Genomic DNA, 14,867 nt, shown 5'->3' with positions numbered 1-14,867 from the left:
TGAGCAACTCGCGTTGCTCATTCTACCGTTGTGATTACTCGCCTTTAGCTGCTTTGAACGCTTCTGCCATTGCGTTGGAGAAATTGCTTTCTTCAGGCTTGTTGTTGACAGTTGCGATTGCATCTTTCTCGTCAGCTTCGTCTTTCGCACGAACAGACAGGCTAACAACGCGGTTTTTACGATCAACACCGGTGTATTTTGCTTCAACGCTGTCGCCAACGTTCAGTACCAGTGTTGCGTCTTCAACGCGGTCACGAGACGCTTCAGAAGCACGCAGGTAGCCTTCTACGCCGTCTGCTAATTCAACTGTAGCACCTTTGGCGTCAACTGCTGTAACTTTACCAGTAACAATAGCACCTTTCTTGTTAACAGACAGGTAGTTATTGAACGGATCTTCAGCCAGTTGTTTCACGCCCAGGGAGATACGCTCGCGCTCTGCGTCAACCTGCAGAACAACAGCGGCGATTTCATCACCTTTCTTGTATTCGCGAACGGCTTCTTCGCCAGCCACGTTCCAGGAGATGTCGGACAGGTGCACCAGACCATCGATGCCGCCATCCAGGCCGATGAAGATACCGAAGTCAGTGATAGACTTGATTTTACCTTCAACGCGGTCGCCCTTGTTGTGGGTTTCTGCGAACAGCTGCCATGGGTTAGATTTGCACTGTTTCAGGCCCAGAGAGATACGACGACGTTCTTCGTCGATATCCAGAACCATCACTTCCACTACGTCACCAACGTTAACAACTTTGGATGGGTGGATGTTTTTGTTGGTCCAATCCATTTCGGAAACGTGTACCAGACCTTCAACGCCTTCTTCGATTTCAACGAAGCAGCCGTAGTCAGTCAGGTTAGTCACGCGGCCAGTCAGACGCGTGCTTTCTGGGTAACGTTTAGCGATAGCAACCCATGGATCTTCGCCCAGTTGTTTCAGGCCCAGAGATACACGAGTACGCTCGCGGTCGAACTTCAGCACTTTAACAGTGATTTCGTCGCCCACATTGACGATTTCGCTTGGATGTTTAACACGTTTCCAAGCCATATCAGTGATATGCAGCAGGCCATCAACGCCGCCCAGATCAACGAATGCACCGTAGTCAGTAAGGTTCTTAACGATACCTTTAACTTCCATGCCTTCCTGCAGGTTTTCCAGCAGTTGATCGCGCTCAGCGCTGTTTTCAGATTCGATAACTGCACGGCGGGAAACAACAACGTTGTTGCGTTTCTGATCCAGCTTGATAACTTTGAACTCAAGCTCTTTGCCTTCCAGATGCAGCGTATCGCGAACCGGACGAACGTCTACCAGAGAACCTGGCAGGAACGCACGAATGCCGTTCAGCTCAACAGTGAAACCGCCTTTAACTTTACCGTTGATAATACCGGTAACCGTTGCAGCTTCTTCGTAGGCTTTTTCCAGCGTCAGCCATGCTTCATGACGTTTAGCTTTTTCGCGAGAAAGCAGCGTTTCACCGAAGCCATCTTCGATAGCGTCCAGAGCAACGTCAACTTCATCACCAACCTGAATTTCCAGTTCGCCTGATGCATTCTTGAATTGCTCTACCGGAATGGCAGATTCAGATTTCAGACCGGCGTCAACCAGTACGACATCTTTGTCAATAGCAACAACAACACCGCGTACGATGGAACCAGGACGGGTTTCGATTTCTTTCAGGGATTCTTCAAAGAGTTGAGCAAAAGATTCAGTCATGTTGATAATCTTAAGGGTTTCAATTTAACGTCCATCTGGCATCCTGCTCGATGGGGTTGTTTAACATGCCCCGCTGTGCATCCTTACAGCGAGGTAAAAATTCTGTGTTCTGTGATTACGCTAAAATTTCGCGGGCATAAGCCAACGCGCGCGCTATCACTTCATCGATTGTCATTTCCGTTGAATCCAGCACCAACGCATCAGCAGCCGGTACTAACGGCGCAACAGGACGGTTGCGATCGCGCTCATCCCGTTCTTTTATCTCAGACAAAAGACGTTCAAAGTTAACATTAAAGCCTTTCCCCTGCAACTGTAGCATGCGACGTTGTGCGCGTTCTTCCGCGCTGGCATCCAGGAAAATCTTCACGGGCGCATCAGGAAAAACGACAGTACCCATATCACGACCATCGGCAATCAGCCCTGGGGCTTCACGGAAAGCACGCTGCCGACGTAATAATGCTTCACGAACACGAGGAAACGCCGCAGCCTGAGAAGCCGTATTACCCACCGCTTCTGTCCGAATTTCGTGGCTAACGTCCTCGCCTTCCAGAATGACTTTTAACTGCCCGTCTTCTGCCACAAAGCGCACATCAAGATGAGAGGCCAGCGGGACCAGTGCGTCTTCCGAACTGATATCGACATGGTGGTGTAACGCCGCCAGAGCCAAAACACGATAGATAGCTCCCGAGTCCAGCAAATTCCACTGTAAAGCTTCAGCCAATGCCTTACACAAGGTACCTTTGCCTGCGCCGCTCGGTCCGTCAACCGTAATTACCGGTGCCATCACCGTCATTTCTCTCTCCTTTAATACTGGGAAGTTCCGCTTATGCCGTTTTATGGCATCACGGAGCCTCATTATACGCATCAATGCAGAGAAAGGTTACCCAAATGCCGGAATGGTGGGAAAAATAAGGCATTCTCTGAATGCAGCGCGCAATTCAGAAAGAAAAACAGAGCGCCGTTTGAGAGAAGCAGAGCCAGAAAAAAGGCACGGAGACCGTGCCTTAGAGAAGCATTAAGCCAGTTCGCTGAGGCGCGCCAGCTGTTCGAAGTAGTCGGGGAAGGTTTTAGCGGTACATTTTGGATCAAGAATCGTGACCGGCGTATCCGACAGCGCCACCAGCGAGAAACACATCGCCATACGATGATCGTTGTACGTCCCGATTTCTGCCACTTTCAGCTTGGTTGGCGGCGTAATGCGAATGTAGTCGTTACCCTCTTCCACTTCCGCGCCCACTTTACGCAGCTCAATCGCCATGGCGGCCAGACGATCGGTCTCTTTCACGCGCCAGTTATAGATATTACGCAGCGTAGTCGTACCGCCCTGTGCGAAAAGCGCCGCCGTCGCGATAGTCATCGCGGCATCGGGAATGTGGTTCATATCCATGTCGATCGCATGCAGTTCACCGCGTTCGCATTCGATATAATCCTCGCCCCAGTGCACGATCGCCCCCATCTTTTCCAGAACATCGGCGAAGCGAATATCGCCCTGCACGCTATTACGACCAACACCGGTCACGCGCACCACGCCGCCTTTAATCGCCGCGGCCGCCAGGAAATAAGACGCTGATGACGCATCGCCTTCCACCAGATAGTCGCCCGGAGAGCGATACTGCTGGCGCCCCGCAACAAAAAAGTGTTGGTAGTTCTCATTACGTACTTCAATACCAAACGCTTTCATCATGTGCAGCGTGATATCGATATACGGTTTAGAAACCAGATCGCCCTGAATGCTGATTTGCGTATCCTGCGCGGCCAGAGGCGCGGTCATCAACAGCGCCGTCAGGAACTGGCTGGATACGCTACCATCGACACTGATTTCGCCGCCCTGAAAACCGCCGTGCAGACGCAGCGGCGGATAGTTTTCCTGCTCCAGATAATCAATTTTCGCCCCGCCCTGACGCAGTGCGTCGACCAGATGCCCGATTGGCCGTTCTTTCATACGGGGCTCACCCGTCAGCACAATGTCGCCATCCGTCAGGCACAGCGCAGCGGCCAGGGGGCGCATTGCTGTACCCGCGTTCCCTAAAAACAGCTCCAGCGGTTGCGATGCCGTAAACGCGCCCCCCAGACCGGTAATCTCACACACGGTCCGATCGGAGGACAGATGATATTCCACGCCCAGCGCCGTTAACGCGGTCAGCATATGGCGGACATCATCACTGTCTAACAGGTTAGTCAGCCGGGTCTTTCCTTCGGACAAGGCGGCCAGCAACAGCGCGCGGTTAGAGACGCTTTTTGAGCCTGGAAGGTTAAGGGTACCGTTAATCAGCTTGATGGGTTGTAGGGTCAGGGATTCCTGCATGTAAAGCCTATTCTTTCAACGTGGACATAAAAACCCCGGTAAGCCCGGGGTTTATCAAAATGTATATACCCGTCATACTTCAAGTTGCATGTGCGTTGGCTACGTTTAGTCACCCGAATCACTTACTTGAGTAAGCTCATCGGGATGCCTTCTCTTGCCGCCTGCCTGAAACTCGAATTATTTAGGGTATAGCGAGGTCGTATTAATCAACCGTGGCGACGTGCGAAGTCAGCCATAAATTCAGTCAGCGCTTTCACGCCTTCCAACGGCATGGCGTTGTAGATCGACGCACGCATGCCGCCCACTACACGGTGGCCTTTCAGCGCATGCAAGCCCGCGGCAACGGATTCTTCCAGGAAGACTTTATCCAGCGCAGCATCCGCCAGCAGGAACGGTACATTCATACGAGAACGGTTCGCTACCGCGACATCATTACGATAGAAATCATTACCGTCAATCGCGCTATACAGCAGGTCGGCTTTCTCCTGGTTGCGTTTTTCCATTTCAGCAAGACCGCCGTGCTCTTTCAGCCATTTGAAGACCATACCGGACAGATACCAGGCAAAGGTCGGCGGCGTGTTGAACATGGAGTCATTGTCCGCCAGGATCTGATAATCCAGAATCGATGGCAGCTCACGGCGCGCTTTACCCAGCAAATCGTCACGCACAATAACCAGTGTCAGACCCGCAGGGCCGATATTTTTCTGCGCACCGGCGTAGATCACGCCATAGCGGCTGACGTCAATACGGCGAGACAGGATGCTGGAAGAATAGTCGGCGACCACAATTTTGTCGCCAAAATCCGGCTCTTCTTCAATCGCAATACCGTCAATGGTTTCATTCGGGCAGTAATGTACAAATGCCGCGTCATCAGATAATTGCCATTCACGCATCGGTTTAATGCCGCGCAGGCCGTCTACACGCGTTTTCACGTCAATTACGTTAGGCGTGCAGTACTTTTCTGCTTCATTAATTGCGCTGTGCGCCCAATATCCGCCGTCGATGTAGTCCGCCGTGGTACGCTCGCCCAGAAGATTTAATGGGACTGCCGCAAATTGCGCGCGAGCGCCGCCGTGGCAAAAAAGCACTTTGTAGTTGGAGGGGATTTTCAGCAAATCACGCAGATCTTGTTCGGATTCAGCGGCAACCTGCATAAACTCTTTACTGCGGTGGCTGATTTCCATGACCGACGTACCCAGGCCATTCCAATTACACAATTCCTGTTCAGCACGACGCAGTACTTCAACCGGCAGCATTGCTGGACCGGCGCTAAAATTAAAAATCTGAGTCATTTCCCCTCACCACACCTGAAAAATAGCGGCTGTTTTATCACCGTTGTTACAAATACCATTTTTATAAACCTGTCGGTTATAAAAATACCGCTGTTACAAGATAGTAGTTATAACGGAACGACCGCTATAACCACACTACTTTTACCCTGCTATCGGTTTTATCACTCGTCAATCGCGGCTGCAACGCTTATTGCGCTTTCATTATGCAAAACGGCACGTTACGCCGTCTGTTCTTTTTCACCATTGCCGATCTGTTATGAATAAATAGAGTCTGGACAGAAAAATCCGTATCATGCCGCTTCCGTTAATCTCGATAAGAGTGAACTCCATGACTCAAACGTTTATCCCAGGCAAAGACGCCGCCCTGGAAGACTCCATCGCCCGTTTTCAACAACAGCTCCAGGACCTGGGGTTTAACATCGAAGAAGCGTCATGGCTGAACCCGGTGCCAAACGTCTGGTCTGTCCATATTCGAGACCGCGATTGCCCGCTCTGCTTCACTAACGGCAAAGGCGCCAGTAAGAAAGCTGCACTGGCTTCCGCGTTAGGCGAGTATTTCGAGCGTCTGTCTACTAACTATTTCTTCGCTGATTTCTATCTCGGCAAGACAATCGCCAACGGTGATTTCGTTCACTACCCGAATGAAAAATGGTTCCCAATCCCGGCAGATGACACATTGCCGGAAGGCATTTTAGACGCCCGCCTGCACAAGTTTTACGATCCCGAGCAGGAGCTGAGCGCGAGCGATCTTATCGATCTGCAATCTGGCAATGCCGACAGAGGCATTTGCGCACTGCCGTTTACCCGCCAGTCCGATCAGCAAACCGTGTATATTCCGATGAATATCATCGGTAACCTGTACGTTTCTAACGGGATGTCCGCCGGGAACACCGCCAACGAAGCCCGCGTTCAGGGGCTGTCTGAAGTGTTCGAACGCAGCATCAAAAACCGCATCATTGCCGAGTCGATCAGCCTGCCGGAAATTCCGCAAGCGGTGCTGAATCGCTACCCTGGCGTGGTCGAAGCGATTGCGACGCTGGAGAAAGAAGGCTTCCCGATTTTCTCTTACGATGCCTCATTGGGCGGAAAATACCCGGTTATCTGCGTAGTCCTGTTTAACCCGGCTAACGGCACCTGTTTTGCCTCCTTCGGCGCGCACCCGGATTTCGGTGTAGCACTGGAGCGTACCGTCACCGAACTGCTGCAAGGTCGCGGTCTGAAAGATCTGGACGTCTTCACCCCACCGACGTTTGATGATGAAGAAGTGGCCGAACACGCCAATCTGGAAACCCACTTTATCGATTCCAGCGGCCTGATCTCCTGGGATATGTTCAAGAAAGACGCGGATTATGAATTTGCCGACTGGAGCTTTAAAGGGTCGACGGAAGAAGAATTCGCGACGCTAATGGCGATCTTCAAACAAGAAGATAAAGAAGTTTATATTGCCGACTATGAGCATCTTTCTGTTTATGCCTGCCGCATCATCGTGCCGGGAATGTCAGACATCTACCCTGCTGATGATCTGTTATTGGCCAATAACAGCATGGGTGCTCACCTGCGTGACACGCTGCTGGCGCTGCCTGACAGCAAATGGGAGAAAGAAGACTATCTGGCTCTGTTACAACAGCTGGATGACGAAGGGCTGGATGACTTCACCCGCGTACGCGAACTGCTCGGCATTGCTACCGGTAAAGATAATGGCTGGTTTACTCTGCGTGTTGGCGAATTGAAAGCGATGTTGGCACTGGCCGGCGGCGATCTGGATCAGGCCTTAAGCTGGACAGAGTGGACTCAGGACTTCAACGACTCCGTCTTTACAGCGCAGCGCAGCAATTATTATCGTTGCCTTCAGACCCTGCTGTTACTGGCACAGGAGCCTGAACGCGACCCGGCAGAATATTACGACGCCTTTACCAAAATGTACGGCAGTGAAACGGTTGATGCCGCCAGTGCCGCCGTGGCTGGCGAAGCTTGCTTCTACGGCTTGTTTGCCGTGGATGACACCTTTGCCACGTTGCCTGCACACCAGTCACTGCTGGCTGCCTATGAAAAACTGCAGAAAGCTAAACGCCGTTACTGGCAAGCAAAATAATGTCTGACGGCGGCAGCCCGCGCGTCTTATATTGATAAGTACACGCTATGGCAAATAGCAATCTGCCGCTAGTCATCTAAAATAGCCCTTATCTTAAAGGGCTATTTTATTATCTACAGGACGAATATTTATTATTCGTAATGCATAATCAGAACATTGTTATTGAATGGTGAATTTTTAATTAAATTACGTCGACAAGGTGGTACTGAAATTCTACAAAACATGATTTTTATTAACGCTAAATCGGTAGGTTTAACGCCTCCCTTTCAACTCTTTTTGCAAAATTTAAAATATTTTTTTGTTATAATATTCAAATAGTTAACCTGTAAAACACGGTATCCCACCCTCTTTGCCACCTTGTTAATTTCTTGCAATATGATCCACGTCAAATTTTACCGTATACTGCTTTGTTAGTATCTCAATGCTGATAATTTTTAAGAGAGAGTTAGTGTGAAAGCTGACAACCCCTTTACTCTATTACTCCCGGCTGCAATGGCAAAAGTTGCTGAAGACGCCGGAGTTTATAAAGCTACCAAACAACCGTGTACAACGTTTTATTTGGCGATAACCGCGGGTGTATTTATTTCTATCGCCTTTGTCTTTTATATTACCGCCACCACAGGAACCTCAACGATTCCTTTCGGTATCGCGAAACTGATCGGTGGTATTTGTTTCTCCCTTGGTCTCATGTTGGTTGTCGTCTGCGGTGCGGACTTATTCACCTCAACCGTTCTCATCGTGATTGCCAAGGCCAGTGGACGTATTACCTGGAAGCAACTAGCCTATAACTGGGCAAATGTCTATGTCGGCAACCTGATTGGCGCACTTTTCTTCGTTGGGCTTATCTGGTTCTCGGGAGAGCACATGGTCGCGAACGGTGCGTGGGGCCTCAACGTCCTGCAAACGGCGGAACACAAGCTGGAACACACATTTGTTGAAGCATTGTGCCTAGGTATTCTGGCTAACCTGATGGTTTGTCTGGCCGTGTGGATGAGCTACTCCGGCCGTACACTTACCGACAAAATGTTTGCCATGATCCTGCCTGTCGCCATGTTCGTTGCCAGTGGCTTTGAGCACAGTATCGCGAACATGTTCATGATTCCTATGGGCATCGTTATCAAAAATTTTGCGACCCCAGAATTCTGGAACGCCATTGGAATGGTGCCTTCTCAATTTGAACATTTAACCGTTAGCCACTTCATTACCGATAACCTGATTCCCGTCACGCTTGGGAACATCATCGGCGGTGGTGTCCTGGTCGGTTTGACATATTGGGTAATTTATTTGCGCGGTGGAGACAAGCACCACTAAGGTGCAATCGGCCGCAACGTCGGGTTTTAAGAAATCCATATCAAAGGTAGGTGTAAAATGACCGAGCTGAATGAAAAATTGGCCAATGCATGGCAAGGCTTTAGCAAAGGTGAATGGCAGGATAACGTCAATGTTCGTGACTTTATCCAGAAAAACTACACGCCGTATGAAGGTGATGAGTCTTTCCTGGCTGGCGCAACCAAAGCGACGTCTGCCCTGTGGGACAGCGTCATGGAAGGCATCAAGCAGGAAAACCGCACTCACGCCCCTGTTGATTTTGATACCAATGTTGCCGCAACGATCACGTCTCACGACGCGGGATATATCAACAAAGGTCTGGAAAAAATCGTTGGTCTGCAGACTGACGCTCCGCTGAAACGTGCGTTGATTCCGTTCGGCGGCATCAAAATGGTTGAAGGTTCATGCAAAGTTTACGGCCGTGAACTGGATCCTCAACTGAAAAAAACCTTCACTGAATACCGCAAAACGCACAACCAGGGCGTGTTCGATGTTTATACTCCAGACATCCTGCGTTGTCGTAAATCTGGCGTTCTGACTGGTCTGCCAGATGCCTACGGCCGTGGCCGTATCATCGGTGACTATCGTCGCGTTGCGCTGTACGGTATCGACTACCTGATGAAAGACAAGTTTGCTCAGTTCACTTCTCTGCAAAGCAAACTGGAAAACGGCGAAGATCTGGAAGCGACAATCCGTCTGCGTGAAGAAATTGCCGATCAGCACCATGCTCTGAGCCAAATTAAAGAAATGGCCGCTAAATATGGCTGTGACATTTCTGGCCCAGCCACAACGGCTCAGGAAGCCGTGCAGTGGACTTACTTCGGCTACCTGGCTGCGGTGAAATCACAGAATGGTGCAGCCATGTCCTTCGGACGTGTATCCACCTTCCTGGATATCTACCTTGAGCGTGATCTGAAAGCGGGCAAAATCACCGAAGAAGAGGCTCAGGAAATGATTGACCACCTGGTCATGAAACTGCGTATGGTGCGTTTCCTGCGTACTCCTGAGTATGATGAGCTGTTCTCTGGTGACCCAATCTGGGCAACCGAATCTCTGGCTGGTATGGGTCTGGATGGTCGTACACTGGTAAGTAAAACCAGCTTCCGTTTCCTGAACACCCTGTACACCATGGGGCCGTCTCCAGAACCAAACATGACCATCCTGTGGTCTGAAAAACTGCCACAGAACTTCAAAAACTACGCGGCTAAAGTCTCCATCGATACCTCTTCTCTGCAATACGAGAATGACGATCTGATGCGTCCTGACTTTAACAACGATGACTACGCGATTGCTTGCTGCGTAAGCCCAATGATCGTTGGTAAGCAAATGCAGTTCTTCGGTGCGCGTGCAAACCTGGCAAAAACCATGCTGTACGCCATCAACGGCGGCGTGGATGAAAAACTGAAAATGCAGGTTGGCCCGAAATCAGAACCGATCAAAGGCGACGTTCTGAACTTCGACGAAGTGATGGATCGTATGGATCACTTCATGGACTGGCTGGCAAAACAGTACGTTACCGCGCTGAACATCATTCACTATATGCACGACAAATACAGCTACGAAGCGTCGCTGATGGCACTGCATGACCGTGACGTGTTCCGTACTATGGCGTGTGGTATCGCGGGTCTGTCTGTTGCTGCTGACTCCCTGTCAGCCATCAAATATGCCAAAGTGAAGCCAATTCGTGATGAAGACGGCCTGGCTATCGACTTTGACATCGAAGGCGAATATCCGCAATTCGGTAACAACGACGCTCGCGTAGATGAACTGGCTTGCGATCTGGTTGAACGTTTCATGAAGAAAATTCAGAAACTGAATACCTACCGTGGCGCAACCCCAACTCAGTCTGTTCTGACCATCACCTCTAACGTGGTATATGGTAAGAAAACCGGTAACACACCAGACGGTCGCCGCGCAGGTGCGCCATTTGGACCAGGTGCAAACCCAATGCACGGTCGTGACCAGAAAGGTGCGGTGGCCTCTCTGACTTCTGTTGCTAAACTGCCGTTTGCTTACGCGAAAGATGGTATTTCTTATACCTTCTCCATCGTACCTAACGCGTTAGGTAAAGATGACAACGTGCGTAAAGCTAACCTTGCCGGTCTGATGGATGGTTATTTCCACCACGAAGCCAGCATCGAAGGCGGTCAGCACCTGAACGTCAACGTCATGAACCGTGAAATGCTGCTTGATGCGATGGAAAACCCAGAGAAATATCCGCAGTTGACGATCCGCGTATCTGGCTACGCAGTGCGTTTCAACTCCCTGACGAAAGAACAGCAGCAAGACGTCATCACCCGTACTTTCACTCAGTCAATGTAATTTCCATGACTGTCTGAAAAGGCGTAAAATAAAGGCTCCACGTCAGTGGGGCCTTTTTCTCACCCCCGATTGTCGTCCAGGTTGTTAGCCTGTTTTGCCAGCCCGCTATATTGCCCTCACCCTGTGGATGGCTCGCAAAACAGATTCGACGCAGCATCTGTCCTACGGTGTTTTTCTGTCAGCAATCCCTGCCAGATTGACACCTGCTTTCTTATGACTGCGCTCATAAAGACCGCTATTGTTCGGTCAAATTTGGAGAAAACCTCGCAATGTCAGTAATCGGTCGCATCCACTCCTTTGAATCCTGCGGCACTGTCGATGGCCCAGGCATCCGTTTCATCATCTTCTTCCAGGGTTGCCTGATGCGCTGCCTGTACTGCCATAACCGTGATACCTGGGATACGCACGGCGGCAAGGAAGTGACGGTGGAAGAACTCATGAAAGAAGTCGTGACCTACCGCCATTTTATGAATGCATCTGGCGGCGGCGTAACCGCATCCGGCGGCGAGGCCATCCTTCAGGCCGAGTTTGTACGCGACTGGTTCCGCGCCTGCAAGGCAGAAGGCATCAACACCTGTCTGGATACCAACGGGTTTGTACGCCGCTATGATCCCGTCATTGACGAGCTATTGGACGTCAGCGATTTAGTGATGCTCGATCTGAAACAAATGAACGACGATATACACCAGAATTTAGTTGGCGTATCGAACCACCGTACCCTGGATTTCGCTCGCTATCTGGCAAAACGCAACCAGCGTACCTGGATACGTTACGTGGTCGTCCCCGGTTGGTCTGATGACGATGCGTCCGCACACAAACTGGGCGAATTCACCAAAGATATGACGAACATCGAGAAGATTGAGCTTCTTCCCTATCATGAGCTTGGCAAACACAAGTGGATAGCGATGGGTGAAGAGTACAAATTGGATGGTGTTAAACCACCGAAGGCCGATACCATGGATCGCATTAAGTCGATTCTTGAAAGCTACGGTCACAAGGTCATGTACTAATCTCTGACATTTCTTGAGAAAATAGCGCGCTGATGGCGCGCTGTTTTCATTGTAGCGAAGAGATACCCTTAAACCGTTAAGCGCAGCGCTAAGCCAGATTTCCTGCTGCCTTGATTTTCACCTGTACCGCATTCCCCGGCAAATAAGCCAACGGAATTTCCTGGTAATCGATGATTTCAACGCTGCCCGGCATCGCTCCCGTTTCTTCTGCAAGGCAAATAGTTTGTTGCTGCAGTTCGCTTTTTATCTTTTCGCGATCGTTATCCGGCATTTTCACTACGCGTTCAATCTGTGCGCCAACCTTCCCTAACGCCACACCAACCGCATTTGCCGCATCGAAATTCTGCGGACGCATAACCTGACTGATACCAGATAAAACGTCAGGCAGTAAAATACTGCCGCCACCAACAAGCACAGCGGGAATAGCTGCGCTCGACGATTTGATCCGATCGATAGCACTTTCCACTTTATCAATCATCTGGCGATAAGCCTGCTGGCAAAGCGCTTTATCCAGTTCGGGCAACGGACGAGGAAGTTCGGATGCCCATCGCTCGCGATGGAGTTGCAGCATGATATCGCTGAGCGTTAACGTCTGCCCGCCAAAGCTGACGCCCTGCTCAAGCAGGCGATAGCCGACGCTGTCAGGCCCAAGAGTGAGTTTTCCATCCTGCGACTGCCGCACACAGGTTCCACCACCAATGCCGATAGAGATAATATCCGGCATTCTGAAATTCGTCCGCACATCGCCCACCTCAACGGCGATGGCAGATTCACGCGGAAAGCCATTCACCAACACGCCAATATCTGTCGTTGTGCCGCCGACATCGATAATCAATGCGTTATCCAGTCCAGAAAGGTGACACGCTCCACGAATCGAGTTCGTTGGCCCGCAGGCCATCGTCAGAATGGGGTATTGCTTCACCATACTTTCGGACATCAATGTACCGTCGTTTTGCCCGAAGAACGGCGTAGCCTTAATACCATGCCGGACTAACGCTTGCGTAAAGCCGCTAACAAATCGGTTGGCAGTACTTTGTAACGATGCATTCAGGATGGTTGCGTTTTCCCTTTCCAGTAGTCCCGTGCTGCCGATCCGGTGGGATAACGACAGGGAGACTTCAGGTAATGCTGCATTTACCCATTGGGTAACCTGCATCTCCTGCTCATTATTAACTGGAGAAAATACGCCGCAGATCGCCACGCTATCCACATGACCGCGCATTCTGTCACAGGCTGCCAAGACTTCATCTCGCACTACGGGATGAATCTCGCGGCCATCAAATTCATAGCCGCCATGAATTTGGTAGAAATGCTGACCTAACGTTCTTTGCCACTCGTCATCCCAACCAAATAGCGGCGGGACGCTATCGCTGCTTGGCAGGCTCAGGCGTAATAATCCAACGCGATCCAGCCCTTTCCGCTCAACAATCGCATTGGTACATTGCGTTGTGCCCAACATCGCATAGCGAATATGTTGCGGCTCAATACCTGACTGTGTCAGAACGTCTGCAATAACTCGTTCGATGCCGCTATAAATATCCAGGCTGGTAGGAAATTTGGCCGTCGCAATACAGCGCAGATCTGCATCTAAAATTGCTGCATCCGTGTTGGTGCCGCCGACATCAATCCCGAGTCGGTAATTATTTTTATGTAACATCGGGAAAGCCTCAGCGATTTGCAAGCTGTTCTATCGGCACATACTGCACCGGATAACCGAAATACTCCGGCCCCGCAACGTCAATCCCTTTTGGCGTTCGCCACTTTTCATTACACGGATAGGCAATGACATCAACTCGCTGCCCATAACGTAAATGTTCCGTAATAATCGGACGTCCGGTTTCACTGTCTACGATGGAGATTAAATCAGGCACAACAGCCAGCAGATTATCCTGCGTAGGATCTGTCACCTGTGAGGAGCGATAAGCAAGCAATAGCTCATTCTGGAAAAGCACCGTAAACGACTCACCCTTGTCGTTCCCCATGCCATCCAACACCACTTTGCCCCGAGCGAAACCACCCGTTGTGCGCCGTACCACATCAACAATTTTGCCCGATGCAACGATATAACCATTGAGTACCGTAAGCAGAGACTGTACCGGGTGACTGCCCGACTGATGAGCCTGACGCAGCATTCTTCCAATATCCTGCGCCAGAGTAAGCGTCCCCTTAATGGCGCTGCGCTTAAGTTCGCTACCGCGCAACGGATAATCGCACATGGCGCATGCGGCGCCCATTTGCTCCACAATTGAGCGTGCTAGCCGCTCCGACCATATACCATCGATAGGATTAAGAATGACAGCGTTGCCCTTCTCATCCGCCAATGTATTTGGAGCAGAGGTTAAATCATCGAGAAAAAAGGTCACCATCTGCGCTTCGGGGAACGCTCTGCCCATTGCATCACAATCAATAACAGGCAACCCTTTCGCAGCCGCAACAACTAGCGGTATTAACGAGTTAATACCGCCGACTTCGATAGAAAAAGTTCCAGAGGCTGACTCAGTGAGGTAATTCTCCATGGTTTCAAATGCCAATAGAATTTGCCGCGGTGAAATGATTTTTTCGACAGAAACAGTCGGCGCTCCCATCGTACTACACGGGATAAAGAGCGCATTGTCATTGACATCATCCAGGTTGCACAATGTGACAGGCTTCCCATGACGCAAAGCATTTTTCGCAATTAGCGATCCTAAATAAGGATCCCCGCCACCGCCAGTACCAAGGATTGAAGCACCTAGCGCGATGTCGTCTATCATTTCAAAATCAATATATCGGACCATTACTTACCCAATAACCACCGAACAACCTAGGA

The 14,867-nt window shown here is 50.4% G+C and carries 10 protein-coding genes; 4 read left to right on the top strand and 6 right to left on the bottom strand.

Going from position 1 to position 14,867, the window contains the following annotated elements:
• Nucleotides 1–34 precede the first annotated feature (34 nt).
• The 4 genes from rpsA to serC form a co-directional block, all read right to left on the bottom strand.
• Entirely contained in the window at nucleotides 35–1,708 is a 1,674-nt protein-coding gene (gene rpsA / locus NAL19_RS08705) for a 30S ribosomal protein S1 (RefSeq protein ID WP_180741250.1), read from the bottom strand.
• A 115-nt stretch (nucleotides 1,709–1,823) separates the two neighbouring features.
• Nucleotides 1,824–2,501 carry a (d)CMP kinase gene (gene cmk, locus NAL19_RS08700; protein WP_225087848.1) on the bottom strand — a complete coding sequence of 226 codons (678 nt, stop codon included), beginning with the start codon at nucleotides 2,499–2,501 and terminating at the stop codon, nucleotides 1,824–1,826.
• 222 nt (nucleotides 2,502–2,723) lie between these two features.
• Nucleotides 2,724–4,013, bottom strand: a complete 1,290-nt coding sequence (aroA, locus tag NAL19_RS08695; protein WP_263059441.1) for a 3-phosphoshikimate 1-carboxyvinyltransferase — start codon at nucleotides 4,011–4,013, stop codon at nucleotides 2,724–2,726.
• A gap of 206 nt (nucleotides 4,014–4,219) precedes the next feature.
• Nucleotides 4,220–5,305 carry a 3-phosphoserine/phosphohydroxythreonine transaminase gene (gene serC / locus NAL19_RS08690; protein WP_263059440.1) on the bottom strand — a complete coding sequence of 362 codons (1,086 nt, stop codon included), beginning with the start codon at nucleotides 5,303–5,305 and terminating at the stop codon, nucleotides 4,220–4,222.
• Between the two features lie 328 nt (nucleotides 5,306–5,633).
• On the opposite strand from serC, the gene ycaO reads away from it, so the two are divergent.
• From ycaO to pflA, 4 genes are all read left to right on the top strand, one after another.
• Nucleotides 5,634–7,397: a 30S ribosomal protein S12 methylthiotransferase accessory factor YcaO gene (ycaO, locus tag NAL19_RS08685; RefSeq protein ID WP_263059439.1), complete on the top strand. Its 1,764-nt coding sequence runs from the start codon at nucleotides 5,634–5,636 to the stop codon at nucleotides 7,395–7,397.
• Nucleotides 7,398–7,847: 450 nt separating this feature from the next.
• A complete protein-coding gene (gene focA / locus NAL19_RS08680; RefSeq protein ID WP_225087844.1) occupies nucleotides 7,848–8,708 on the top strand; it encodes a formate transporter FocA in 861 nt (286 codons plus the stop codon).
• A 57-nt stretch (nucleotides 8,709–8,765) separates the two neighbouring features.
• Nucleotides 8,766–11,048 (top strand): formate C-acetyltransferase, encoded by a 2,283-nt coding sequence (pflB, locus tag NAL19_RS08675; RefSeq protein ID WP_263059438.1) that lies wholly within the window; start codon nucleotides 8,766–8,768, stop codon nucleotides 11,046–11,048.
• Between the two features lie 269 nt (nucleotides 11,049–11,317).
• Nucleotides 11,318–12,058, top strand: a complete 741-nt coding sequence (gene pflA, locus NAL19_RS08670) for a pyruvate formate lyase 1-activating protein (RefSeq protein ID WP_015839981.1) — start codon at nucleotides 11,318–11,320, stop codon at nucleotides 12,056–12,058.
• An 88-nt stretch (nucleotides 12,059–12,146) separates the two neighbouring features.
• Here the strand turns inward: pflA and NAL19_RS08665 are convergent, their stop codons facing one another.
• Both NAL19_RS08665 and NAL19_RS08660 read right to left on the bottom strand, forming a co-directional pair.
• Nucleotides 12,147–13,715 carry a hydantoinase/oxoprolinase family protein gene (locus tag NAL19_RS08665; protein ID WP_263059437.1) on the bottom strand — a complete coding sequence of 523 codons (1,569 nt, stop codon included), beginning with the start codon at nucleotides 13,713–13,715 and terminating at the stop codon, nucleotides 12,147–12,149.
• A 10-nt stretch (nucleotides 13,716–13,725) separates the two neighbouring features.
• Nucleotides 13,726–14,835 (bottom strand): DUF917 domain-containing protein, encoded by a 1,110-nt coding sequence (locus NAL19_RS08660; RefSeq protein ID WP_263059436.1) that lies wholly within the window; start codon nucleotides 14,833–14,835, stop codon nucleotides 13,726–13,728.
• Between the last annotated feature and the right edge of the window lie 32 nt (nucleotides 14,836–14,867).

This window comes from Pectobacterium sp. F1-1 (assembly GCF_025643735.1).
GTDB lineage: Bacteria > Pseudomonadota > Gammaproteobacteria > Enterobacterales > Enterobacteriaceae > Pectobacterium > Pectobacterium colocasium.
Note: the sequence above shows the minus strand (reverse complement) of the source record. Positions and strands in the feature narration are given on the sequence as shown.